This is a genomic window from Nostoc sp. (assembly GCF_036919815.1).
GTDB lineage: Bacteria > Cyanobacteriota > Cyanobacteriia > Cyanobacteriales > Nostocaceae > Nostoc.
In genome coordinates this window covers 38,961-62,620 of sequence record NZ_JBALCE010000065.1, presented here as the reverse complement: position 1 = coordinate 62,620, position 23,660 = coordinate 38,961, and the positions used below count along the sequence as shown (strand labels likewise).

The 23,660-nt window shown below is 41.8% G+C and carries 23 protein-coding genes and 1 tRNA gene; 14 read left to right on the top strand and 10 right to left on the bottom strand.

All coding sequences use genetic code 11. The annotated features are described in order from the left end of the window. The first annotated feature begins 77 nt into the window (after positions 1–77). The gene (gene ppk1 / locus V7K15_RS15860; RefSeq protein ID WP_334906497.1) at positions 78–2,258 is read left to right on the top strand and encodes a polyphosphate kinase 1; all 2,181 of its coding nucleotides are present in this window, start codon (positions 78–80) and stop codon (positions 2,256–2,258) included. Between the two features lie 131 nt (positions 2,259–2,389). Further along, entirely contained in the window at positions 2,390–2,806 is a 417-nt protein-coding gene (locus tag V7K15_RS15855; protein ID WP_334906495.1) for a response regulator, read from the top strand. 130 nt (positions 2,807–2,936) lie between these two features. Here the strand turns inward: V7K15_RS15855 and V7K15_RS15850 are convergent, their stop codons facing one another. Continuing rightward, a complete protein-coding gene (locus tag V7K15_RS15850; protein ID WP_229463280.1) occupies positions 2,937–3,110 on the bottom strand; it encodes a hypothetical protein in 174 nt (57 codons plus the stop codon). A 261-nt stretch (positions 3,111–3,371) separates the two neighbouring features. On the opposite strand from V7K15_RS15850, the gene V7K15_RS15845 reads away from it, so the two are divergent. Both V7K15_RS15845 and V7K15_RS15840 read left to right on the top strand, forming a co-directional pair. Next, positions 3,372–3,941: a DUF2854 domain-containing protein gene (locus V7K15_RS15845; protein WP_334906493.1), complete on the top strand. Its 570-nt coding sequence runs from the start codon at positions 3,372–3,374 to the stop codon at positions 3,939–3,941. 104 nt (positions 3,942–4,045) lie between these two features. Next, positions 4,046–4,666 carry a hypothetical protein gene (locus tag V7K15_RS15840; RefSeq protein WP_334906491.1) on the top strand — a complete coding sequence of 207 codons (621 nt, stop codon included), beginning with the start codon at positions 4,046–4,048 and terminating at the stop codon, positions 4,664–4,666. Positions 4,667–4,771: 105 nt separating this feature from the next. Here the strand turns inward: V7K15_RS15840 and V7K15_RS15835 are convergent, their stop codons facing one another. Beyond that, positions 4,772–5,032: a chlororespiratory reduction protein 7 gene (locus tag V7K15_RS15835; protein ID WP_334906490.1), complete on the bottom strand. Its 261-nt coding sequence runs from the start codon at positions 5,030–5,032 to the stop codon at positions 4,772–4,774. 378 nt (positions 5,033–5,410) lie between these two features. Here V7K15_RS15835 and V7K15_RS15830 point away from each other — a divergent pair, with 378 nt between their 5' ends. Beyond that, complete coding sequence (locus V7K15_RS15830) at positions 5,411–5,611, top strand: hypothetical protein (protein WP_334906488.1); 201 nt, start codon at positions 5,411–5,413, stop codon at positions 5,609–5,611. Beyond that, on the top strand, positions 5,599–6,624 hold the full coding sequence (locus V7K15_RS15825) for a GGDEF domain-containing response regulator (protein ID WP_334906486.1): 1,026 nt from the start codon (positions 5,599–5,601) through the stop codon (positions 6,622–6,624). The genes V7K15_RS15830 and V7K15_RS15825 overlap by 13 nt, the downstream gene beginning before the upstream one ends. Positions 6,625–6,683: 59 nt before the next feature. Here V7K15_RS15825 and V7K15_RS15820 read toward each other — a convergent pair whose 3' ends face one another. Continuing rightward, the gene (locus V7K15_RS15820; RefSeq protein ID WP_334906484.1) at positions 6,684–7,889 is read right to left on the bottom strand and encodes a histidine kinase; all 1,206 of its coding nucleotides are present in this window, start codon (positions 7,887–7,889) and stop codon (positions 6,684–6,686) included. A gap of 1,374 nt (positions 7,890–9,263) precedes the next feature. On the opposite strand from V7K15_RS15820, the gene V7K15_RS15815 reads away from it, so the two are divergent. Both V7K15_RS15815 and V7K15_RS15810 read left to right on the top strand, forming a co-directional pair. Continuing rightward, complete coding sequence (locus V7K15_RS15815) at positions 9,264–10,658, top strand: S-layer homology domain-containing protein (RefSeq protein ID WP_334906482.1); 1,395 nt, start codon at positions 9,264–9,266, stop codon at positions 10,656–10,658. A gap of 396 nt (positions 10,659–11,054) precedes the next feature. After that, complete coding sequence (locus tag V7K15_RS15810; protein ID WP_334906480.1) at positions 11,055–12,086, top strand: SGNH/GDSL hydrolase family protein; 1,032 nt, start codon at positions 11,055–11,057, stop codon at positions 12,084–12,086. Position 12,087: 1 nt separating this feature from the next. On the opposite strand, the gene V7K15_RS15805 is transcribed toward V7K15_RS15810, so the two are convergent. Beyond that, positions 12,088–12,216, bottom strand: a complete 129-nt coding sequence (locus V7K15_RS15805) for a hypothetical protein (protein ID WP_334906478.1) — start codon at positions 12,214–12,216, stop codon at positions 12,088–12,090. 342 nt (positions 12,217–12,558) lie between these two features. Next, positions 12,559–12,631: transfer RNA gene (locus V7K15_RS15800), tRNA-Thr, on the bottom strand. A 33-nt stretch (positions 12,632–12,664) separates the two neighbouring features. On the opposite strand from V7K15_RS15800, the gene V7K15_RS15795 reads away from it, so the two are divergent. Then, complete coding sequence (locus tag V7K15_RS15795; protein WP_334906476.1) at positions 12,665–12,958, top strand: DUF3493 domain-containing protein; 294 nt, start codon at positions 12,665–12,667, stop codon at positions 12,956–12,958. Between the two features lie 137 nt (positions 12,959–13,095). Here the strand turns inward: V7K15_RS15795 and V7K15_RS15790 are convergent, their stop codons facing one another. From V7K15_RS15790 to V7K15_RS15770, 5 genes are all read right to left on the bottom strand, one after another. After that, positions 13,096–13,512 carry an ankyrin repeat domain-containing protein gene (locus V7K15_RS15790; RefSeq protein ID WP_334906474.1) on the bottom strand — a complete coding sequence of 139 codons (417 nt, stop codon included), beginning with the start codon at positions 13,510–13,512 and terminating at the stop codon, positions 13,096–13,098. A gap of 15 nt (positions 13,513–13,527) precedes the next feature. Continuing rightward, positions 13,528–13,800, bottom strand: coding sequence for a hypothetical protein (locus V7K15_RS15785; protein ID WP_334906472.1), 273 nt, complete (start codon positions 13,798–13,800; stop codon positions 13,528–13,530). Positions 13,801–13,930: 130 nt separating this feature from the next. Further along, complete coding sequence (locus tag V7K15_RS15780; RefSeq protein ID WP_334906470.1) at positions 13,931–15,625, bottom strand: DUF1565 domain-containing protein; 1,695 nt, start codon at positions 15,623–15,625, stop codon at positions 13,931–13,933. 449 nt (positions 15,626–16,074) lie between these two features. Further along, positions 16,075–16,500, bottom strand: a complete 426-nt coding sequence (locus tag V7K15_RS15775) for a hypothetical protein (protein ID WP_334906468.1) — start codon at positions 16,498–16,500, stop codon at positions 16,075–16,077. 519 nt (positions 16,501–17,019) lie between these two features. Continuing rightward, positions 17,020–17,991 (bottom strand): M48 family metallopeptidase, encoded by a 972-nt coding sequence (locus V7K15_RS15770; protein WP_334906466.1) that lies wholly within the window; start codon positions 17,989–17,991, stop codon positions 17,020–17,022. Between the two features lie 111 nt (positions 17,992–18,102). Between V7K15_RS15770 and V7K15_RS15765 the strand changes: the two genes are divergently transcribed. From V7K15_RS15765 to V7K15_RS15745, 5 genes are all read left to right on the top strand, one after another. Further along, positions 18,103–19,659 (top strand): ATP-dependent DNA helicase, encoded by a 1,557-nt coding sequence (locus V7K15_RS15765; RefSeq protein WP_334906464.1) that lies wholly within the window; start codon positions 18,103–18,105, stop codon positions 19,657–19,659. A gap of 165 nt (positions 19,660–19,824) precedes the next feature. Further along, on the top strand, positions 19,825–20,040 hold the full coding sequence (locus tag V7K15_RS15760; RefSeq protein ID WP_334906463.1) for a DUF2839 domain-containing protein: 216 nt from the start codon (positions 19,825–19,827) through the stop codon (positions 20,038–20,040). 159 nt (positions 20,041–20,199) lie between these two features. Beyond that, entirely contained in the window at positions 20,200–20,643 is a 444-nt protein-coding gene (locus V7K15_RS15755) for a pentapeptide repeat-containing protein (RefSeq protein ID WP_334906462.1), read from the top strand. A gap of 110 nt (positions 20,644–20,753) precedes the next feature. Then, positions 20,754–22,847 (top strand): prolyl oligopeptidase family serine peptidase, encoded by a 2,094-nt coding sequence (locus V7K15_RS15750; protein ID WP_334906461.1) that lies wholly within the window; start codon positions 20,754–20,756, stop codon positions 22,845–22,847. A gap of 171 nt (positions 22,848–23,018) precedes the next feature. Then, a complete protein-coding gene (locus V7K15_RS15745) occupies positions 23,019–23,495 on the top strand; it encodes a Uma2 family endonuclease (RefSeq protein ID WP_334906460.1) in 477 nt (158 codons plus the stop codon). The last annotated feature ends 165 nt before the right edge of the window (positions 23,496–23,660 follow it).

The following is a 23,660-nucleotide window of genomic DNA, read 5'->3' as shown; positions in this document are numbered from 1 at the left end:
CCTCTATGCACCATTTAACTTAATATGTTTATTGTCCCCCAGCTCAATGGGCTACATCTCCCTGCCCTTAGGTCATTATGGCAAAATCTAAGAAAAGCGCTACTCCCATCAATCTCAGCGATCCACAATATTATCTTAACCGAGAGTTAAGCTGGTTAGAATTTAATGGCAGGGTGTTACATGAAGCCTGTGACGATCGCACGCCCCTTCTGGAACGTCTCAAGTTTTTGGCAATCTTCAACTCTAATTTGGATGAGTTTTTCATGGTGCGCGTTGCTGGTTTAAAGCAACAAGTAGAGGCGAAAGTCACCCTGTTAACTCCCGATGGTCGCACGCCACAACAACAGTTAGACGATATTAGGTCTACCCTCAGTCCTCATGTAAAGAAACAGCACCAACATTTTGAGCAAATACTTCGACCGTTATTAACAAATCACGGCATCCATATCCTTGATTACATAGATTTGAATCAAAAACAGCGGACTCATCTCAATAGTTATTTTGAAGAACAAGTCTTTCCAGTTTTGACTCCCCTGGCTGTTGATCCCAGTCATCCCTTCCCTTTCATTTCCAATCTCAGTCTGAATCTGGCAGTTGTCGTCAAGAACCCAGACACCGAAGAAGAATTCTTTGCCAGAGTTAAAGTACCCAGTGTTCTACCACGATTTTTACCAATACCGCCTGAGTTGCGAACTGTGGACAACGACAAACCTGCCCACTGGACTGGAGTACCTTTAGAACAAGCGATCGCTCATAACTTAGAATCTCTATTTCCAGGGATGAACATTCAAGAATATCATCCATTCCGCATTACCCGTGACGCTGATTTGGTCTTAGAAGAAGATGAAGCAGATGATTTGTTATTAGCGATCGAACAAGAACTGCGAAAACGGCGGCTGGGTGGGAGTCCAGTCCGGCTAGAAATTCAGTCCCAGACTCCTGAAATAGTGCGATCGCGATTATTGCAAGATTTGGAATTAACAGAAGGTGATCTTTACGAAGTAGACGGTCTTTTGGGCTTGCGGGATTTGATGTATTTTATGTCCTTGCCATTGCCAGAACTCAAAGATCCACCACGCCAATCTGTTGTACCATTACGTCTGCAAAGACTCAGGGAACCGAGTTTAGATCCAGATATCCTGGAGACGGACGAAGGAAAAGACTTTTTTGCTGTGATTCGGGAAAAGGATTTGCTAGTACACCATCCCTATCAATCCTTTTCGGCTACAGTGGTGCGCTTTATTACCCATGCTGCCTATGATCCGAATGTGTTAGCCATCAAGATGACCCTTTACCGGACTTCTGGCGACTCACCCATCGTCAACGCCTTAATTGCTGCCGCCGAAAATGGCAAGCAAGTATCTGTACTGGTGGAATTAAAAGCGCGATTTGACGAGGAAAATAATATTTACTGGGCAAAACGACTAGAAAGAGTTGGAGTTCATGTTGTCTATGGTTTAGTGGGACTGAAAACCCACAGTAAAACCGTCATGGTAGTACGGCGGGAAAAAGACCGGATACGTCGTTACGTGCATATTGGCACTGGGAATTATAACCCTAAAACGGCACGGCTGTATACAGATTTGGGATTGTTCAGTTGCCGTGAAGAATTAGGTGCTGACATCACAGATTTATTTAATTTTTTAACCGGATACTCCCTGCAAAAGTCTTATCGAGAATTGCTAGTTGCACCGGTGAATATGCGCGATCGCTTTTTGGCACTAATTCACCGCGAAATCGAAAATGTTCAAAATGGGTTTTCTGGACGCATTGTTGCCAAAATGAATGCCCTAGTCGATCCAGAAATTATCGCCACTTTATATGAAGCTTCCCGCGCCGGAGTACAAATCGACTTAATTATCAGGGGCGTTTGTTGTTTGCGTCCAGGACTCAAAGACATTAGTGAAAACATTCACATCATCAGCATTATCGGTCGCTTTTTAGAACACTCTCGCATTTTTTATTTTCATAACAACACACAGGAGGAAATCTATATTGGCAGTGCCGACTGGATGCGCCGCAACCTAGATCGCCGAGTGGAAGTAATTACCCCAGTGAAAGACCCTGATATTGCAAAAGACTTGCAAGAAATTATGGGAATTATGCTCGCAGATAATCGCCAAGCTTGGGAATTACAAGCCGATGGCACTTACATTCAACGGCATCCCTATGATGATTCTCCCGAAGCTAATTCACAAAAAATTCTCATGAATATGGCATTACGTTCAACTGGTGTAGCCTCAAACCTGATTGATTAATTTTTTCAGAAGTTATCTAAGTTATTTGTCATGGGTTTACACAACTTATTCAACCAGAGGATAGAGTCAGTGCTGGCACTTGTTCCCATAAACTAGAGAGGTTATTCTGAATAATTTCGTCTTTGCGCTCAATGTTAATGTTATCCTGTGAGCTTTCTACCCTGCGTGTTCTAGTAGTTGATGACCACGAACTGACTCGTTTAACCTTACAATTGATTTTTTCTTGCCAGGAAAATATGCAAGTAGTAGGTTTAGCGAGTAATGGTGAAGAAGCTATAGAAATGGTTAAACGTTGCCATCCTGACGTAATTGTTCTAGATTTACAAATGCCAGTCATGGATGGCTGGAGTGCGTCTAATCACATTAAAGCTATATCTCCGAACACCCAAATCCTTGCTTACTCCTCAGTGGAAGACGTAAATTTTCCGGGGACAAAGGCAATGTCTAGCTTTGATGACGTTTGCAAGAAAGATATACCTACAAGCGAACTTATTGCCTTAGTTAGGCAGTTAGGTCAGCGTGCAGGAAATGCTTCAGTTGCAGGATAATTAATATAGCTATGTTGCGATCGCCAACTCCGGCTTAGTTAAATTCTGGGCATCAGAGGAGATGATAGTAATGAGGAGCGTCGGTATAGCCTGAAGTTGACGGTTAGACCGACGCAGTTTTTGATAATTTCTACTCTACCGGAATGGTGCGTCTAAATTCATCAATTAATTCATCCAGTTCTTCCAAAGCCTGATTTACGTCAACTCTCAAAGTTCCCAGATTTGGTTGCTCCAGTAGGCTTAACAAGTACTCACGTTTACTTTGAACTGCGACAATTCGTTCTTTTATAGTCTGTATATCCATTATTTTTTTCCCATCTTTAACTACCTTTAAATTTAAAGTTAACTCAAAATCCCACATTCTGGGGCACTAAGTAGCTCAACCTAATTAAACATCAAACGCTCAGGAGATAAATCCCGACTTCTTAAAGAAGTCGGAGGTCTAAGTACTTTGTATATTTATACCATATACTTACTGACTTAAGTTAATACTCTTCCCTAATTTGTTATTCATAGCCGATGATAATAAAACTGAGGTATTAATAATTTATACTAATTTAAGCTCATGCTACGCCAAATCTCTTTGGGAACACTCGGTTTAACTATCGGCGGCATATTAACCATCATTGGTTTCGTCGCCTATGCTGCTAATAATGCTACACTCAATCTCGTCGGATTTTTTTACGGGATTCCTCTATTGTTGGGAGGGCTGGCGCTGAAAGCCAATGAACTTAAGCCAGTACCATTTAGCGAAACTACGTCACCGTCAGCATTGATACTGCGCCAGCAGCAAGCAACTGATACTCAAAATAAAATTCGCAAAGACATCACCCGATATCGCTACGGTCAAGATGCTCATTTAGATACAACACTTTCTTTTCTGGGTTTGAGTCCCACAGACCAGGAACGGCCAACAGTCACAGCGTTGCGAGAAACAGAAGTTAATGGAAGCTATACCCTAATTTTAGAATTTGATTCACCGCTAATCCCAATTGATGTATGGCAAAAAAAGCAGGAAAAAATGACCAACTATTTTGGGCCTGGATTGGAGATTGAAATAACGCAGCCATCTGAAAATACAATTGAACTAGCACTGATTAATACTCAAAAAGAGTTAATAGTCAATAGTCAATAACATCATTAGCTCTGAAACTGTGTGGAAAAGGGGTTTTTTCTTTTTCCCCCTTGTCCTATAGAGGTCATAATATCTCCGATGTGGTTCGTAGGCGATAAAAAATTATGAGCAAATATAGAATTTTAAAACCTGAGCAAAGTTATACTTTTAGTCAATACTTTTTGTTGCCCAACCCAACAATAGACATAGTGGCTGAGTTTGACTACAGCTACGATCGCACAGAGCTAGAATTACCAAGATACTTTGCTGAACTGAGCTATTTAGAATTTTTACAAAATTATTTGCAACGCAATATAAAGCTTTTTAACCCAATCGCTGAGATATCAATACGGGAATTTTTAATTGCACCTATTCTTGCTGAAATATGCGCTCAGACAAAGGCTCAACTATATAGTGAGTATCCGATTAATGTCAATGAAAAACTCAAAGGCACTTTGGATTATTACTTACATAAATCTAACTCCCTATTGGTGATTGAAGCAAAACAATCAGATATCAGAAGAGGGTTTACACAGCTAGCAGTAGAATTAATCGCTCTTGATCAGTCGCTAGATCATGAAAAATCTATTTTATATGGAGCAGTTACCAATGGAGATGACTGGAAATTTGGTACTCTTCATAGAGAAGATAAGCGGGTTGCAGAAGATATTAAACTTTACCGTGTTCCAGAAGGTTTAGAAGATTTGGTACGAGTGCTTGTAGGCATCCTTTCATCTGAGAGTTAGAGACGACGCCTACGGTGGTAAACTACGCATTGCTATAAGTTGTGTAACAGACTTTTAAGGAATCGTCGAATTAACACATTTTCTTATTAATCACTTCCCAAAAACTTACTTTTCCAAACGAACTGCATACCACTGCAAATATTGCCCAGGAGCAATATCTAATTCGCAACTGGTGTCGATTAAATATTGTGCTTGCGCTTCCACTGTATCAAACTTTTGCAAGTCCGGCGGTAAATCTTGAATTATGAGTTTTTGGAGAGTTGTTTTAAGCTTTTCTAATAACTCTGATGGTGTCATAAATTGTTCTGATTGATTTGTTTCTAGAACAACAAAGTGATCTTGCTGATACATTAATGAGTCTGGCATTTTCAAGATTTAGTGAAGGTAAATAGGTTTTAATTTATTTTGTAATAGCTTCTGGTGGTTTGTCTAGTCAAAAAGATGGCGGTTTTATCTGCTATTTGTGAAGTAATTATCGGATTTAGTTGCTCAAAATAATAAATTTCAGCCAAGTGATATTAGTGTTAGCTGTCTTCTGAGCGCAGTTTGGCAATTACTTTGCCCTCTGTCACTAGGTTTCCAAACTAACTCCAAAACTCAATAATTCAGGTCTGTATTTGCAATTTTCAAAAAAATCGCAATTTCACTTTAATAATGGGGAAATATAAAAGTAACGTTTCCTCAGATCACCATAAGCGAACAAAAAGGTAACAATTGCCTTCGTGTTCCAATTATAGATTGTTTATGCAACTTAGTTATCTACCGCTTGCTTGGCTCACTAACATTGAGCAGTCTATTGTCAAAAAACAGTTGATTGCCAAGCCATACACATCTTTACCGCAAATCCGAGCATTGACGAAAAGAGCGATCGCCCCCATACGATTGAGTTGCACAGCCTTTTTCAAGATAGTCCCCCAAGTGGAAGCTAACTCATGTCAGGCATAAGCTCATCCTCTGCTTCTCCCCCAAAACCACTGATTCTAGTGGCTGATGATGACAAGACCACCCGAGTATTGTTGCGTAAAATTATGGAAGAAGAAAAATATCGAGTGGTCGCGGTCAATGATGGTAAGCAATGTTTAGATGCTTACCAGGCTATCAAACCGGATATAGTTTTGCTAGATGCTGTAATGCCTGTGATGGATGGCTTTACCTGCTGTCACCAGTTGCGCGAGATTGCTAGGAATCATAGAAGATCAGCCGTTGCAACCTTTGATACTGACTCGCGCCTTAATAATACTCTGATCTCCCAGATGTGGGAACGCACTCCCATATTGATGATCACATGCTTGGACGATGAGGAATCCGTAAACCGTGCTTTTGAAGTAGGGGCGACTGATTACGTCACTAAGCCAGTTAACTTCGCTGTATTGCGCCATCGGTTGAGCCGACTGGTACAGGAAGCGCAACTTTACAAACACTTAGAGGCAGTAAACCAATCTTTGGAGTATCTAGCCAATGTAGATGGTTTAACTGAGTTGGCAAATCGTCGCCGCTTTGACGATTATCTCAATAATCAGTGGATTGATCTCATACAAAAGGAATCTCCCTTGTCAATGATTTTGTGTGATATCGACTTTTTTAAATTTTATAATGATAAATATGGACATCCTGCTGGAGATATCTCTTTACAAAAGGTGGGTGCTGTCTTAAGCCTTAAAGCCCAAAAACATCAGGATTTAGTAGCGCGTTATGGTGGCGAAGAATTTGCTGTGATTATGCCATACACCCCTGCATTTGGCGCAGTTCACGTTGCCGCAGCGATACAAGCGGGAATCAAAGATTTGCAAATTGTTCATGACGGTTCTCCGGTGAGTCAGTATCTCACCCTCAGTATGGGCATTGCGACTATTGTCCCGACTTGGGAATCCTCACCTTCAGATTTGATTGTGCTGGCAGATAAGGCACTGTACCAAGCAAAGAACGGGGGGCGCGATCGCTTTATCTCAAGTTCGTAATTGTCATTAGTCATTAGTCATTAGTCATTAGTCATTAGTCATTTGTGAATGCCCAATGCTTAAGAAGGATAAACTGGCAGTGTAAAGTGAAACCATGCTCCGTTATTGGGGGCAGAGTCTACCCAAATTTGACCATAATGTGCCAGGATGATCCGTTGGCATAAACAAAGACCAATGCCGTAACCTTCTGTACCTTCATCCCGTTGCAGGCGGAAGTGGTTTTCAAAGATGCGATCGCAATTCTCTACAGGAATACCAGGCCCAGTATCGCCAATAGTAAACTGAACTTTTTGGGTAGTGCGGTGCAATCCGGCAACGCTAATCTTCCCACCTTCTGGGGTGTATTTGATGGCATTATCCAACAGATTTACTAACACTTGGCGGATTCGTTCTGGGTCAGCATATACATTAGGTAAATCATTGGGAATATCTGTTTCTACTTCTTGCGATTTGGCGGTGTAGCGATCGCCTAATTCTTCCAGTACATCTAAGCACAGTTGACCTAGCTGGACTTTTTGTGGTATAATTGGAAACTCTATATCTTTGCCACAACCTACCTGCAAAAGATCGGCAATCATCCGATCAATAATCTTAGTTTGATTCCGGGCTTGTTTTAATAAATGTGCCGTCATAGATGGTTTGAGGCGTTGGAATTCCCCTGTCTCTAAATTGTAGTTAGATTGGAGAGTTTCTATGGCGATCGCGGCAGCAGTTAACGGATTGCGGAGATCGTGTGCCAACATCGCAATCACCCGATCTTTAAAATGTAGCTGCTCTTGGAGGTGATCTTTTTCCTGTTTCAAGCGAAAAATTTCGTCTGAGAGTCGAATTAGTTCGGCAGAAACAGCAACTGAACGGATTGTGGATTTTGGTGACGTCGCCCTAGCATTATCATCTAGACGTTCTTGTAAGTCTGACTGTAATTTTAAGTAAGCGTCTACAGCAGCTTGCCAGCGAGGCCACCAGTTTTTCAATTGCGCTATGATATTACTCCCAGCTAAAATCTGTCGTGGTTCAGGATGAATTTTGATTAAAGCTGGCGTTGCGATCAATTTAAAGTGTTCTGCTAAGTAAGGTTGTTGTCCAATATCGATAATTTGAAGTTCAAAACTATACTCAGCCTGCAATTCTTTTAAATAAGCACGTATTCGCTGCACATATTGTCGGGACTTGGGGCGTCCATCGACAAACAGTAACAGCTGGAGTGGAGCCTCAGAATAAATAGGCTGATCGTGGGAAACTTGCATGTAATCGTGTTTCAGCACTCGTAACAACCCGGTGACGCTTTACAGAAAGTAAAATGGACTGACGGTTGTCGATGGTCGTTGTTTTTTCTTCAATTTAATATCTAGTTTAGATTTTGATACTCTGATCACAACTGCGTTTTTGACATCAGACATATCTTTTTGCTACCTTTTGCCCCTTTTTGGCTAACTTTATCTCCAAGAAACACCCTTGCCCTGAATCAAAATTTTCGCCAGAGTTAGCAGGTGAAAGGTTTAATACTATGTCACATCGGCTAGTGCAGCACCATGTCAATTCGAGTTCTCGCTTTGAACAAGCGATGCCTACGGCGGGCAAAGCCTACGCCCAAGCAAACGCAAATTGGATCTAATCTATCGGGAAACTGTTAACTAGAGGGTTTTCTTAACCACCAGTGCATTCGATGAAGTGTCTTTTTTGCCTCTACCCAATCATTGGTACGATTGGGAAAACAGCCATAGCTAACAGATACTAGGGAAACTGCTGCGACACTTGATTGCTTTGTATATAACCCCAGTCGCCAAGAATAACGAACTTACGCTAAGTTCCTGGAATTGCTATAAAACTGGCATTTTCCAGCTATTGCCTTACTCAGCTTACCATCGTCAGATGAATAATTTCCAGAATCGATTGTCAGCCAGCGTTAGCGAACTTGATCTATTCCCCTCCTTGGATGAGGCTAAGGGGGGCTTTAATCCTAGTCTATCACTTGATACCAATTTGAAAAATGATTGCGACAGATGGAAACCTGAAACGCTTATCCAATGGATGTTTCAGAATCCAAAATCTAAAAGTGTTTGATTGAGCGCTCACGCCGAAGTCTAAAATCTAAAATAGTATGAGTTGCTTGGCGTAGGCATCGCCTGAGTGCTAGTGCATCTGGAAGGAGAATGAAGAGTGCTGAGTAAAAAGTGCTGAGTGCTGAGTAAAAAGACCACGCCACTTGCGGGTGGGGCAAAAACCCAAGTTCAAAAGTAGTGAGTACTTCTTAATTTACTCAGCACTCAGGACTCAGCACTCAGTACTGAGTCGGTAAACTACCCCACTATATAGTTAGAGTACCAAAATCATAAAACTCATATCTAGCAAGCATTCCAGATTTATTTGTGTTTTTTTTCCGAAAATGTTAGTTTGCCAGAATTTTAGGGAAATCTATAAATAAGCATAGGAACAAAACCTAATGGCTGTAAAACAAAGACAACACGGTAGCTTTTTGCTACCGTTTACTAATTTTTTAAGATATCATCATCTTCACCAATAGGAAGAGGACTAGGGAAGGCAGGGGAAGCAGGGGGACTGGAGGAGAGCAATCCCCATTCCCATTTAATCAACAGTCTGCGCTAGGGTAGGAATTGAAACTCAATTTGTGATTCCCTGTGCTTCCCTGTAAACGTCCATCTGTATTTCTAATTTGGGCTGTTCTACTCACTTCCTTAACAGCTTGTGCTAACAGTCCAGTTGCCAAAAACCTTGAGCAATCTTTGGCGGCAGATCCTAAGCTGCAAAACAATCCAGCTGTCTTTGGAGAATCTCAAGTTAACCAACCGCAAGCACAGCAAAACGAATCAACAATTCAGTTACCAGCTGATTTTCCCAAAGATATCCCACTATATTCCAATGCCAAACTACAGGAAGTTACACCTGCTAGTGGCTCAGAAAACAGAGTCTCAACTCGTTGGTTGAGTTCTGATCCCAGCAACTTTATTGCTAGCTTTTATCGCAGCCAGTTTCAAACAAATAACTGGCAGATTTTGCAACAGCCAACAGATGATGCCGGAGGTGCCTTTGATGCACGTCGTAACGATTTGCTGTTGAAGGTTTCCATTCAGCCTAAATCAGTTACTAAAGCCACACCTAATCAGCCCCAAACAGCCACTGAATTATTGATTGAGTACGTACCGAATAGTACCGCAACGGCACAACCTACGCCAACTACAAATTCTAACGAAACGACTAACGCGGTTTCTCAACCAAGTAATCCACAGTTCATTGGCCCGGTACCACCTGCAAATTTGGCTTCCCAGCCACCAAGCACGGCTAATAACCAAACAACTCCTACAGCCACAGCCGAATCTCAGGAATTCAACGATCTGAACAAGATACCGCAAGAATCGCGGCAACACATCCAAGATTTGGCGGCATTAGGTGTTCTGTCTCTAGAACCAAAGGCAACTAAGAGCAACTCTGCTACCACAACTAACCAGTTTGAACCCAGTAAAATTGTTACACATCGAGAATACGCCCGTTGGCTAATTGCTGCTAACAATGCTATGTATGCCAGCAATGCAGCTAAACAAATTCGCTTGGCATCAGAAAGTACTCAACCAATTTTTAGTGATGTGTCGGCAAAAGACCCTGATTTTCCAGCAATTCAAGGATTAGCCGAAGCTGGGTTAATTCCCAGTCCTTTGTCTGGAGATTCTACAGCAGTTTTGTTTCGTCCTGATGCACCCCTAACGCGGGAACAGTTATTGCTGTGGAAATTACCCCTAGATACTCGCCAAGCTTTACCCTCTGCTAACTTAGATGCGGTTAAACAAACCTGGGGTTTCCAAGATGCAGCGCGAATTGATCCCAAGGCTTTAAGAGCCGTGTTAGCTGATTACCAGAATAGCGAACAATCGAATATTCGGCGGGTGTTTGGTTATACGACTCTGTTTCAACCCAAAAAACCAGTAACTCGTGCTGAGGCTGCTACAGCTTTGTCCTATTTCGGCACTCAGGGGGAGGGTGTATCGGCTGCTGAAGCTTTAAAGTTAAAGCGCAGTTAGTCTCTCTATAGCATAAAAGTGACTAATTAGCACCTTTGAGCATATAATTTTTACTGTCTCTTTATAATACAGCAATTTTTTTTCAAGAAAATGTAAATCTAAGTAATTACAGCGTTTTTATCTGAGTTTGATAAACTTTTGAGGGATAGTTAAGTAAAACAACGTAAATTAACTCAATAGACGTACTTAATTTTGAGTAACTTATACCAATTCTATGTGAGGCTGTGCTTTATTCATGTAGGGGCAATACCCTGCGGTCAGCTAAAGCTACATGAATTGCCCCTACAGTCGTAGTTTTGCCTAAGTTTTTTAGGCGCATCTTCAAAAAGAAATGGTATTACTATCGCCCTTTGATTACTTTTAAACAGACTAAGGAATACCACAGGTAAAACGAATATGAAAAAACAAGCGATCGCAGCCGGATTTTTTCTATTTTCTTTGATGTTGCCGACCAAAGCCTCGGCTGCGAGTTTTGATCAGCTTTATGTATTTGGCGATAGTCTTTCCGATACAGGCAATATATATAATGCTACCGGGAAAACATACCCTGCAAGCCCACCTAACTTTGAAGGACGTTTTTCCGATGGGCGGCTCTGGGTGGATTATCTCGGAGATCAGCTAGGATTAAAGCCGACTTTATTCACTACTATTCCTCCCACACAAATTCCTACCCAAGGGATAAACTTCGCTTTCGGTGGTGCTAGTTCTGGTTTAGGTAATGCTGTCGTTCCCAATCCAAATTTACCGGGAGTACTCAAACAAGTCCTTGGTTTTGCTGGAACTCTGAAAGCAAATAATCAAACTGCTGATCCAAATGCACTTTATACATTGTGGGGAGGTGCGAATGATTTCTTTTTTCTCAACCCCAAAGACTCTACCACGCCAATCAATAATATATCGCTGGCGTTGAATAGTCTGGTAGGAGTCGGCGCGAAAAATATTTTGGTGTTTAACTTGCCAGATTTGGGACAGCTACCAGCAGCTAAAATCAACGATCGCAACCCTACAACCCTTAGCAAATCAACTGGTGAGTTTAACTTAGGTTTAGCAAAAACTGTGAGCGCTTTGAGTCAAAACCCAAATCTCAACATTTTTTCTGTTGATACTTATTCTTTATTTAATCAGGCAAGTGCATTGGGTTTTACGAATGTAACCGAGTCTTGTTTATCTAGACCAGATATATGTAACCCAGGTAACAACAAGTTTCTCGTCTGGGACGGTTTCCACCCAACGACTGCTGCTCATCAGGTGATAGCAGATGCTGCACTGGCGGCGATTGATGCTAAGTCTGTCCCTGAACCTTCGATCAACTTGGGGATTTTAGCCCTTGGTGCTTTTGGTGCGATAGGAGTGCTGAAGCGTCACCAAAAAAGGTCAGCAAGTCGGGTTGTGGATGCACAATTGTCTCATACAACAGTTGAAAATTAAACTAACTGTATTGATTTGTTAAAAGATTTCTGCGAAACTGAGTTTGAGTGATATTGCGAGGCTTTGAATCGAAGGTGCGATCGCATATCAACCAAAAATAGCTAACATCATCAAATTCATAGTGTGTCATATTCTGCATCATCAGGATTATCCCAGATTTTAAGCAGAACTGGTTCAGAAAGTTTTGCTGCCGCAAAGGTAAGGCTATAGTCTGTATTTTATTGATCCAAAGAATCAATAAAATCTTCAACTAGCAAAACTTTTTCCAGAGGTAGCTTTTGAATCTTTTCAAGTAGCCTTTGTTCTGAAATGCTATCAGACTGCATTATTTAGATTCTCCTTGCTGGTTAGCAATTATTTGTAACTATCTTGCGTTTATTAGTTGCGTCATGCGTTCATTATAGTTTTTACACCCATTTAGCTAAATGCTTGATTTATGTCAAACTTGACTATTAAGTAATACTTTCATCAAAGCCGATGATGGGACTCGAACCCACGGCCTGCTGATTACGAATCAGCTGCTCTACCAACTGAGCCACATCGGCGTACACAATCTAAGAGTATAACATGATTTAATCATGGTAGATCAAAATCCCAAAAATCGTCTTAACCCTGAACAATATGCCAGCCTCAAAGCAGAAATAGCCGCTCCTTATCGCGGGTTACGACAATTTATCTATATCGCTTTCGGTGCTTCTGGCTCACTCGGTGCATTCGTCTTTTTCTTCCAAGTGCTTGCCGGACGGAATGTTGAGAGTGCTTTGCCTAGTTTAGCTCTCCAAGTAGCGATCGTTGTTTTAATGGTCTTGCTCTGGCGCTGGGAACAGCGTCGGCAACAACGCCCTCAATCGGGTAAAAATCCTAATTCCTGAAGGGAGAAATTTTAGCTGTTAATTTTTTTACCTTGATGCCAGATTCAAATGCCACCAGTTGAAATTGAAACTGGGCATAGATAACCCTGTGTTAACATTATCGCCACAACGCCCAGACTAGGGCAATTTAAAAAACGTTAATCAAACTTTTGAGAGTGTGGAAATAGTTCATCAATTGCTTGCTGAACTAACCTGAATACAGGTTCAGGATACAGCGATGGATTTTGGGTGACATTTTCAAGCAACTGATAGCTAATGGTTTTAACATCAGCACCTTTCTCTAAGAGAAACTGAGTTAAGGTTGAATACTGTCCTCGACTTAGAGCAAGTGTTAGAGGTGTAAGTCCATCATGATTTAAGTAGTTAACATCTGCTCCTCGCTCAATTGCTTGTTGCACATCAGCAACTCTACCGAGTATAAGAGCATGAATCAAAACTTCATTTGGATGGAATTTTTCAAAGCCTTTCTTCCTCGCATTCCTTGCTTCTTGCCCCCGGTATATAGACATAGCAAATCCTTGGACTTGTTCTTTTGACTGCCAAGGCCGCATCATATAAAACAATCCTTTTCAGTTTGGTAAATAGACATATTGTGCGCGCCAATTAGTTAGTCGCTTCTTATGGATAACCATTTGGACTAATCTGGATGAGCCACGATGACGACCTGCAACAACAATTTTCTCGTAACCATCACCCCAAGTTGGAGCAGAACAGTAAACCTTTGTGTTTGGACTGAAATGCTTTGTTCCATACTGGATTTCATGGTTTTCACCAAACGGTTGCTCCGAAATAACATTTGCAACTAGACACCATTCAAAATATTTTTCAGGTTGCTCAGTCATCGTTCACCTTCAGATAGCCATTAAGGATAATTTTATCGCAAGTTACTGATTTGACAATCTGAGCAATGTATTTGGAAGCGCCAGACTAACTAATTATCAATCTGGCGCTTTCAATTTGCTAACTAGGCATTTACGGAACTGTTACCAAATAGGATGAAGGAATTGGTTGGGCACGTCCAGCATTGACAAGTGCCTGGTAAACAAAGGCAGCAACTTCGGCTCTAGTCGCCTGACGATTAGGATTGAGTTGCTTGGCTGTGGGATAGTTAATTACTAGTTGCCGTGCAGTTGCCGCAGCAACAGGCGCGATCGCATAATTAGGAATCTGGGCAGCATCGGTGTAAAAGGAAAGGACATTCTGATTACTCGTAGTTAAGCCCAAACCATTAGCTAAAGCTACTAAAGCCTGCACTCTTTGAATTTGCTGCTGTGGCTTAAAACTTCCATCGGGATAACCAGAAACAAATTGACCCTGGTAAGCAGATTGAATAGCCGCGTAAGCCCAGAAATTGCTTGCTACATCCTTAAACTTAATGACTGGGCGTTTGGCTGATGGTGTTAGGGCTTTAGTGACAATAGCGGCGAATTGAGCGCGGGTTACAGGTTCATTGGGTTTAAAACTGCCATCAGGAAAGCCAGCAATAATATTTTGCGAGGCTAAAGCTTGGATGTAGTTTTTTGCCCAGTAATTTGTTGGCACATCTTTAAAGGCACCAGTCCCTCCAGGCGGTACGTTAACAGCTGCGGCAACAAAATCTACTGAGCCAAAAATCTTTTTCTGATCGATATCGTTGCCAACAGCGACAATTTTACCGGTTTTAGTGGCGTTGTTCACATCATAACGAGTGTTCTTGCGGATGAGATTACCACCAGGATTTTCGTTGGTGCCAAGGTCGGGTAAAGCATTAACAGTTGCTACTACTCCATCCCGTTTATTGTTCTGAATAACATTCTTACGCAATACAGGCTTCGCTGACTCCGAGATAAAAAGACCGTCTTGGTTTTCGACGATTTGGTTTTCCACAATTAGAGGTGTGGAAGTGCCACCGATCGCTAGACCAAAACCAGTATCCTGAAATAAGTTATTCCGAATTTCTCCTTGGGCAGCTTTAGCAATTGAAATCCCATTGCCTTTGTTTTGCACAAAAACGTTACTTTCAACTTTGGGATTGCCTGTACCCGTAACAAAAACACCCTCTCTGAGACTGTTAGTAAAAGTACTGTTTTTGATAGTGGGATTAGTTGACTCTACCCACACACCCGTACCCCGCGCATTTGGGTTGGTGACGGTGACACCGGTAATCGTAGTATCTTGGTCGGCAAGGATGGTAATATCCTGTCTGGCAAAGGTGCGACTAGTGTAAAAACCTCCACCTGTAATCAATATCCCCTCACCTTTAGTAGCTTCATCACCCCGCAGTGTTACCCCTGGTTTAAGTAAGAGGGGGAAGCTTTCGCCACTTTCCTGGTTATAGTTCCCAGGTGCTAATTGAATAACTGCACCTGGTTGGGCTTGACTGAGAGCGAAACTGATGCTTTTGTAGGGTGCAGATGACGTTGTACCAGCACCAGGACTATCTGCACCATTTGCCGGATTAACGTAAATCACTGCGGCTGTTGCCGGAGCCTGCGCTGTGAGAGTTGAGCCGATACCTTGTGGGTGAGTCGCACCAGCATTAACCTCACCCGCTAGTAGTATTGAGCCACTAGAAACAACAAGCAACGCCGTTAGTCCGGCTCCCACGCGCAAAGTATCTCTGAGATGACTGCTAGAAAGAAGGCGAAAATTTTTCGCTAGAGAAATGTGAAAACCCCGATATTTCATTTTTTGAGTCTGTGATGTGCTGAATTACGGTATGTCGAACAAGGTTGAAAGTAAGAGCCTTGTAGCTGCTTTAAAACCCATGCAAAACTATACTGGATGATTAGCACTGATTCAGCTAAATTCCCTAGATCCATCACAGAACTTATACATTAGTTATATTATGTTATTCAGAAAATTTTACTGGTACACAATTCATGACAAGTTAAGGTAAAATAAGTTTTGTCAATAGTAATTACGCGATAAATCAGCCACTTGATGCAGTATCAAATTCAAATTTGTACTGAGTTTTCCGGGTAAGAATGAATGATACTTTATATAATTGAACTATGAGATACCTACAAGAAAAAGTGCGATCAAGCGATCGCATTTTATCCAAAGGGCTGTTAGAGAAAATATTATTGATATTTTCTCTAACAAAGATTCAATATTTGACTCTGCAAGTAAAACCTTTATTTCTGTACTACTTTTAGCGAATGCCTAGAGGAAACAGCTTTCATTTTCAAGTTAGTAAATTGCCCGATCGCTTTTACCAATTGTTGCTGATCTGGTTGCAAATTCAGTTGTTCTAGAGCTTGATTCATGTTCTTACCAGCCCGGAGATTGTGAGCTAGTTGGTCACGTTGGGATGTGTTCAAGACTGCCTCAATTTCCCTGTTTCTTCTCTGACGTACAGCCTGGAGTTGTTGGCTTTGTAGAGGAGTCAGGTTAATCTCCGACGAGGTGGAGTAGCTTGCAGTTTTGGTAGTTTGGGCGAAAATGACACCAGAAGTAGTATGGAGTCGAACGGGTACAGCTAAGGCAATTCCCGGCATGAAGAGAACAAAGAAAAGAATATTAAGTAACACAAAAAGCCGTTTTGTCAAGTGAATTCCCATATTGATAAATGCCTATATCTAAATTTAATGCTCAGATATAGTTAAGCAATTTTCAAGTCCTAATTTTAAATCTGGGATTTATCCCACTCCCCAGAGTCTGTAAAATAGGTATAATAATTTACATATTGCAGTAAAATTAAGTAAGGTGGGCACTGTTTAATGCTATTAATAACCTCGATTTTGTTACCTGTACGAGTGCCCACCTCCGGTAATTCGGGAGCATCTGACTTTCGTAAAAAGTCTTGTAAAACCTCACCCCAACCCTCTCCTTATTAAGGAGAGGGAGCAAAAATCTTGTTTCTCATCTGGTATATTTGCTTTCACTGAGATCCTCCCCGGTAATTCTTCCTTAATTACGAATTACGTTAGCGTAGCGGTAGCGAGTCCACGTACTCTGTAAGAGTTGCAAGCTAGGCTTTTAGCGTCTGTCTTTGCTACGCAACGCTACCGCGAACGACACGCTGCGCGTAGCTTGTCCTCCGCCAGGAGTACGGAGAGAGCGTCATTACGAATTACGAATTACGAATTAGGATCAGACCTTCTTATTCTGTCAATTTCTCGTTGTAATTCTTCAATTTGACGGCGTAAAGTTTCTGTTTCATTTGTGGAAGATTCGGCTGCAACATTTACTGCTCCTGATGCGGGCGATCGCTGATAATTTCCGCGGCGAATTTGCTGATATTCTTCGGATACTGCCCATTGCCGTAAGTAATGCAAGCGTTCTACAGGGAAGGGATGGCTCAACATCATACCCTGAGCGCCACTGTACATCAAGAATTTATACACCTGATTCAGTCCATCTTCATCCAATGCCTGATAATTTTCTGACTGCTTGATAAATTCTTGTAAACTACATTCATTGGCATATTTGTTACTACCGCCAGAGACTTTCATCATCAAAGACATCACGGGATTCAAGTCATCCATCACTAGTAGGGCGGCGCGATCGGACGATAACTCAGCTTTCCGCCGCCACTCAAAAAAGGCGTAAATCAAGCCCTGAGAGACAAAATTACCGATACCGAAGGTCAATTCTCCCAAGGCAGAAGCAGCACTCATCGCCCACATCGCCATTTGAATTAAAATAGTATGACCACATTTAATATGCCCCAGTTCATGGGCTAGCACCGCCCGAATCTCGGCTTCGTCTAGTAAGTCTAGTATCCCTGTATTTATGACTATGTAAGGATTCTCTTGCCCCAGCGCATAGCTATTTGCTTGGGGATTTTGCGAGACAAACAGTGTAGGTTCTGGGTAAATGTCCAAATCTCGGACGCATTCCCGAAACATCTGGTAAATAGTGGAATATTGACGCGGCCCGACTTGGATGGTGTTACCCATTAGATAGACTAATTGAGGACGTTCGTAAATAAATTCCACAAATTTACGAGCGATTAAATCAAATCCTGGTAAATTTCGTAAAGCTTGCTCGGCTTGGCGATCTAGTGGATGCCTGAAGGCTTCGCTGGAAATTCCTGTGTAAGTTGGCATAATTTAGGGTAATTGGTAATTGGTCATTAGTTTTGGACTAATGAGAAAGGACAACATAATAGAAATGGGGCAATTGGAAGTAAAAGTAACTTTGTATGGGATTAAAAGCGTGTGATTGAGGCAGAAGTTCATTTGTCACTACATAACTTTTTGCGATCGCAAGCGGGGTTCCCTTCCTGGCCCCATCATTTGACGATGGCCCGGTTGGTAGCACGCGCCTTGCGCCTGGGACGTAGCGCCTTAATTCAAGTAGGGGCGGTTTGTGGCTATCAAGGGCGATATCGTACTAGTTTCGTAGCATCAGCCCTAATGTGGCATGGCCCTGTAATTATTGTTGCTCAAGAAGCCGTGCAGCAACTTCTGCTGCGGGTAGAAATTCCCCGTCTCCAGCAGTGGCTACCAACCAACAAACCGATTAGGACGGGTGACGCTTGGCCTAGTACTGAGTTCCAAGGGCTACTGTTGACTTCCCCAGAAGCTTGGTTAAGAGGACAATTTGCTGGTGGCGATCGCTTTCCTCAAGGCATCCCCACAATTATTGATGGGGTAGATGATCTCGAAGATTGGGTGCGTGATCAACTTACCCAAGATATTCAACCCGATGATTGGGATCAACTGATGCTGGCTTGCCCAAACCAAGCAGAAGCAATTCGTGAAGCACGGATACAACTGACACACGAACTTTTTCAGCATCCTGCCAATCCATATCAGTGCTATCTAATTTCCCAGCCAGAAATAGAAATTTTAAACCGTCTGTATTTAGCTTTAGAGTCAGTACAAGCACTGCCAGAACCTTGGAAACAATTCTGGCAACAATTTCAAACCCTTGATGAAAATCTTTCCCCCCATCCTCTCTTCTGGGCGACTATTGCCCATCGACAAGGTTTATTTTCTTTGCACTACGCCCCAATGGAATTAGGCGAAATACTCTCGCCCATTTGGCAGCGACAACCAGTAGTTTTAATTGCTAGCGCTATAGAACCGGAAACTGAGGCTCACCTTTTCCGACAGCGCCTGGGTTTGGACGATTTAACTTGCTTGAAGTTCTCTTCGGAAAGTCAAGCAGAAGCAATTCAACTGTATGTACCGTATAAGTTGCCCCTACCCAACACCCCAGAATTTAAAGCGGCATTTATTCACAAAGTCCGCACACTGGTTTGTCTAAGTGCTACAGCCCCAGGATTAACGGTTGTCTTGGTGGGTGATGTCCCACTCAAGTCTCAAGTTGCGACAATTCTGGCCTCAGAGTTTGGTTCGCGGGTGCAAGTAGAAAAAACTTGTTTAGATGAAAATGGTATTTTGATTAGCGGTTGGGAATTTTGGCGAGAACATCAACGAGTCTTGCCGGCACCTCATTTGTTAATTATTGCGACTTTGCCCCTACCATCTTTGGAAAATCCCCTAGTAGCTGGTAGGGTAGCTCGTTATAAGCGATCGCATCAAGATTGGTTTCGTTTATATTTGTTGCCAGCAGCTTTAAATGAATTACAACGAGCGATCGCTCCAGTCAGAGAAAGTCAAGGCATTGTGGCTTTGCTTGATAGTCGCGTAGTTAACCGGAGCTACGGCGCTCAAATTCTCGCAGCTTTAAGTCCTCTGGCACGCATTAACTATCTCGATCCCAGTCTGTTTTCTAACACTGATGAAGAAAATTCAGCTTCAGGTTAGTTGTCAATGCCCAATGCCCAATTTAAATTTTGTCAACTAAAGCGCGATCGTTTAAAAGGAAGGACTATTATCAGCTTATGAAAGTGATGTGATTCATCGCCTCTCTGTAGACATGATTTCTGGCAAGATAAATTTAGAACCTAAATAGAATTTGAGTTGCTGATTATGGGTGAAGCAAAGCGTCGTAAAACCACACTAGGGGAAACATACGGTAAAGAGACTCGAATCTTGCCTTGGCTTCCCATCACAAAAACTCAATCCGAAAAATTTGTCACTTGGACTACTCGTGGTGCCTGGATAGGCATTGGACTGATGGTTGTAGGATGGGCAACTATTCGTTTTATCGGCCCAGCCTTCGGTTGGTGGCAAGTAGTCTACTAAATCTTGCTGTTAATCTTCTCACTCTGAAAGACCTTGAATCTTACTCCCCTTCCCTTGTAGGGAAGGGGCTGGGGGTTAGGTTTCTATTGGACTAACCCTGTTTTGTCACTTTAGGCAGACGAAAAGTATAAATTGTTTAATATAGCCCCAAGTTGGTTAATGTCGAGAAAAACTGAAGACTTATTTAATAGATATGCTGCTGGAGAAAGAAATTTTTCTGGCATCAGTTTGGATGGAAAGGACTTGTCTGGAGTTAATTTGAGTGGGGCTGACTTGAGTAATTCTGGCTTAGGTGAAGCATATTTAGAAGAGGCTAATTTAGAAAGTACCAATCTCCGCAATGCTCATTTGGGGCAAGCTTGTTTAGTTAAGGCTAATCTCAGAAATGCTGATTTGAGTGGAGCTAATTTGGGATTCTCTTACCTATCTGCAACTGATTTGACGAATGCCAAGTTAGTTAATGCTTACTTGGGTGCTGCTGACATGATTGGGACAAATCTAACTGGATCTGACTTGACTGGAGCCGACTTGGAAGGTGCATACATGGAGCAGTGTATCTATAGCAATACCATCATGCCTGATGGCAGTATACGTAATAGTTAGAGTTTTACTTGCCAGCTTTAACAGCACCCGTACCTCTTTTGCTCACGTTACAGATCCACGTCTTGGGTCTATCTTTGTAGTATGTAAAGAAGCACTTTTGACCTGAGACTATGCCCTCCTCTAAAAAACCCCTCACCTACCCATCTAGCCACAAAAGTAATCAAGTCGATGACTACCACGGTACTTTAGTCGCAGATCCTTACCGTTGGTTAGAAGATCCTGACTCTGAAGAAACAAGGACTTGGATTGAGGCACAAAATCAAGTTACTTTTGGCTACTTGAGTGAAATTCCTACCAGGGAAAAAATTAAACAGCGCCTCACCAAACTTTGGGATTATGAAAAATATGGTATCCCTTTTAAAGAAGGCGAATCTCTGCGAGACGGTTCCACCGAACGCTACTTTTATTTCAAAAATGACGGGCTACAAAATCAAAGTGTCTTCTACACTCTGAAAACCCTCGACGACCAACCCAAAGTTTTACTCGACCCCAATAAACTTTCAGAAGATGGCACTGTTGCTCTTTCAGGATTGTCTATTAGCGAAGATGGTAAACTTTTAGCATACGGTCTATCCGCCTCTGGTTCTGATTGGCAAGAGTGGAAAGTACGCGATGTTGAAACTGGTGAAGACCTTCAAGACCACTTGAAGTGGATTAAATTCTCTGGTGCATCGTGGACACATGATCATCAAGGTTTTTTCTACAGTCGCTACGATGAACCGAATGAAAAAACTCAATTAGAAGATGTTAACTATTATCAAAAGCTCTACTATCATCAACTAGGTAAATCCCAATCAGAAGATGTACTAATTTATCATCGTCCTGACCAAAAGGAATGGGGTTTTAGTGGTGGCGTTACTGAAGATGGACGCTATCTCATAATTTCTGTTTGGCTGGGTAGTGACTCCAAGAATTTAGTTTTCTCCAAAGATTTGACTAACCCTAATGCTGAAGTCATAGAACTGATTAACCAGTTTGAGGCAGATTACAGCTTTATCGATAATGATGATAGCGTCTTTTATTTCCGCACAGATTTCAATGCACCACGCGGACGAGTTATTGCGATTGACACCAAAAACCCTGCGTCAGAAAATTGGCGAGAAATCATTCCCCAATCAGCAGAAACTTTGGAAAGTGTCGGCATACTCAATAACCAATTTGTTGCTGATTACCTCAAAGATGCTCACAGCCAAATTAAAATTTTTGACCTCAAAGGTACGTTTGTACGCGAGGTAGAATTACCTGGACTCGGTTCAGCCGGGGGTTTTGGTGGGAAGCGTAATGATACCGAAACTTTTTATATTTACACCAGTTTCACCACACCAGGAACTATCTATCGCTACGATATGATAACTGGTAAAAGTACCGTTTTTCGCCAGCCACAGGTAGATTTTAATCCTGCTGATTACGAGACTAAACAAGTCTTTTATCATAGCAAAGATGGTACTAAAGTACCCATGTTTATTACCCACAAAAAGGGCATTAAATTGGATGGGAATAACCCTACTTATCTCTATGCCTATGGCGGTTTTAATGCCTCAATGACACCTGGTTTCTCTGTGAGTCTTTTGGTATGGATGGAGATGGGTGGTATCTATGCTATGCCCAATATACGCGGCGGTGGAGAATACGGCGAAGAATGGCATCAAGCAGGAATGAAGGATAAAAAGCAGAATGTCTTTGATGACTTTATTGGGGCTGCTGAGTGGTTGATTGCTAATAAGTATACTAAGACAGATAAGCTAGCGATCGCAGGTGGTAGTAACGGCGGTTTATTACTGGGTGCTTGCATAACGCAACGTCCCGATTTGTTTGGTGCAGCTTTACCAGCAGTCGGCGTGATGGATATGTTGCGGTTCCACAAATTTACCATCGGTTGGGCTTGGACTTCCGAATATGGTTCAGCAGATAATCCAGAAGAGTTTCCAGCGCTATATGCCTATTCGCCACTACACAATATCAAACCAGATACAGCTTACCCAGCAACCTTAATTACCACAGCCGATCATGACGATCGCGTTGTCCCTGCTCATAGTTTCAAATTTGCCGCAGCTTTGCAAGAGGCTCACGCAGGTAATGCGCCAACGCTAATTAGAATTGAGACAAAAGCCGGTCATGGTGCGGGTAAACCCACAGCTAAAATTATCGAAGAAGCGGCAGATAAATGGGCTTTTTTGGTGCGTACTTTAGATGTTGAAGTTTAGGAAGTTGATTTATTTGTAGGGTGGAATGACACCTGCTTAAGCAAAAGTTGCAGCTTAGATCCCCGACTTATTCAAGAAGTCGGGGATCTAAATCCAGTGGATTTCAAAAATCAAATCGGGTTACTATAGATGAGTTAAAATTAAATCAATCACTCTAGGGAAATATTAACTATGAGATGGGAAGAAGTTTGTGAACATAAACAATTACAAGATTTACCCTTCAAAATCGAATTAAATAAATGGGGTCAAATCGTAATGAGTCCAGTAAAAATTAAACATTCTTTTTATCAAGGAAGAATCCAACGTTTATTAGAATCTTGCTTGAATACAGGAGAAGTAATGCCAGAATGTGCTATCAACACATCAGACGGTGTGAAAGTTGCTGATGTTGTCTGGTGTTCAGAGGAACGATTTTCTCAAATTGAAGATGAAGTATCAGCGTCTATTGCACCAGAAATTTGTATAGAAGTTAAATCCAGTGGTAATACTTTGGAAGAAATGGAATTTAAAAGAAATTTATATTTAGAAGCTCAAGCTGTGGAAGTATGGTTATGTAATGAACAAGGTCAAATTAAATTCTATAATGAACAAGGTGAATTAGGTCAATCTTTGTTAGTTCCTAACTTTCCTAAGCAAATTAAACGGTAATTGTAGATAAAATGGGAGATAGCGTAGTTTACCGCCGTAGACATCACTTAAATTACTTATTTTTAAATCTGACTTTTCACCCTATCTAGAAAACCTCTCTCTAAATCTCTCTCCTACAAGGAGAGAGACTTTGAAAAATAATCCGATACTCACCTCAGCGATAAC

Coding starts and splice junctions, on each gene's coding strand:
- V7K15_RS15835 (WP_334906490.1), bottom strand. CDS start 5,032: ATGCCAGACTCATTAATGTATCAGCAAGATCACTTTGTTGTTCTAGAA.
- V7K15_RS15775 (WP_334906468.1), bottom strand. CDS start 16,500: ATGGGAATTCACTTGACAAAACGGCTTTTTGTGTTACTTAATATTCTT.
- V7K15_RS15840 (WP_334906491.1), top strand. CDS start 4,046: ATGAGCAAATATAGAATTTTAAAACCTGAGCAAAGTTATACTTTTAGT.
- V7K15_RS15750 (WP_334906461.1), top strand. CDS start 20,754: ATGCCCTCCTCTAAAAAACCCCTCACCTACCCATCTAGCCACAAAAGT.
- V7K15_RS15785 (WP_334906472.1), bottom strand. CDS start 13,800: ATGACTGAGCAACCTGAAAAATATTTTGAATGGTGTCTAGTTGCAAAT.
- V7K15_RS15755 (WP_334906462.1), top strand. CDS start 20,200: ATGTCGAGAAAAACTGAAGACTTATTTAATAGATATGCTGCTGGAGAA.
- V7K15_RS15850 (WP_229463280.1), bottom strand. CDS start 3,110: ATGGATATACAGACTATAAAAGAACGAATTGTCGCAGTTCAAAGTAAA.
- V7K15_RS15825 (WP_334906486.1), top strand. CDS start 5,599: ATGTCAGGCATAAGCTCATCCTCTGCTTCTCCCCCAAAACCACTGATT.
- V7K15_RS15760 (WP_334906463.1), top strand. CDS start 19,825: ATGGGTGAAGCAAAGCGTCGTAAAACCACACTAGGGGAAACATACGGT.
- V7K15_RS15855 (WP_334906495.1), top strand. CDS start 2,390: ATGTTAATGTTATCCTGTGAGCTTTCTACCCTGCGTGTTCTAGTAGTT.
- V7K15_RS15810 (WP_334906480.1), top strand. CDS start 11,055: ATGAAAAAACAAGCGATCGCAGCCGGATTTTTTCTATTTTCTTTGATG.
- V7K15_RS15795 (WP_334906476.1), top strand. CDS start 12,665: ATGGTAGATCAAAATCCCAAAAATCGTCTTAACCCTGAACAATATGCC.
- V7K15_RS15805 (WP_334906478.1), bottom strand. CDS start 12,216: ATGACACACTATGAATTTGATGATGTTAGCTATTTTTGGTTGATATGC.
- V7K15_RS15830 (WP_334906488.1), top strand. CDS start 5,411: ATGCAACTTAGTTATCTACCGCTTGCTTGGCTCACTAACATTGAGCAG.
- V7K15_RS15845 (WP_334906493.1), top strand. CDS start 3,372: ATGCTACGCCAAATCTCTTTGGGAACACTCGGTTTAACTATCGGCGGC.
- V7K15_RS15780 (WP_334906470.1), bottom strand. CDS start 15,625: ATGAAATATCGGGGTTTTCACATTTCTCTAGCGAAAAATTTTCGCCTT.
- ppk1 (WP_334906497.1), top strand. CDS start 78: ATGGCAAAATCTAAGAAAAGCGCTACTCCCATCAATCTCAGCGATCCA.
- V7K15_RS15770 (WP_334906466.1), bottom strand. CDS start 17,991: ATGCCAACTTACACAGGAATTTCCAGCGAAGCCTTCAGGCATCCACTA.
- V7K15_RS15745 (WP_334906460.1), top strand. CDS start 23,019: ATGAGATGGGAAGAAGTTTGTGAACATAAACAATTACAAGATTTACCC.
- V7K15_RS15790 (WP_334906474.1), bottom strand. CDS start 13,512: ATGATGCGGCCTTGGCAGTCAAAAGAACAAGTCCAAGGATTTGCTATG.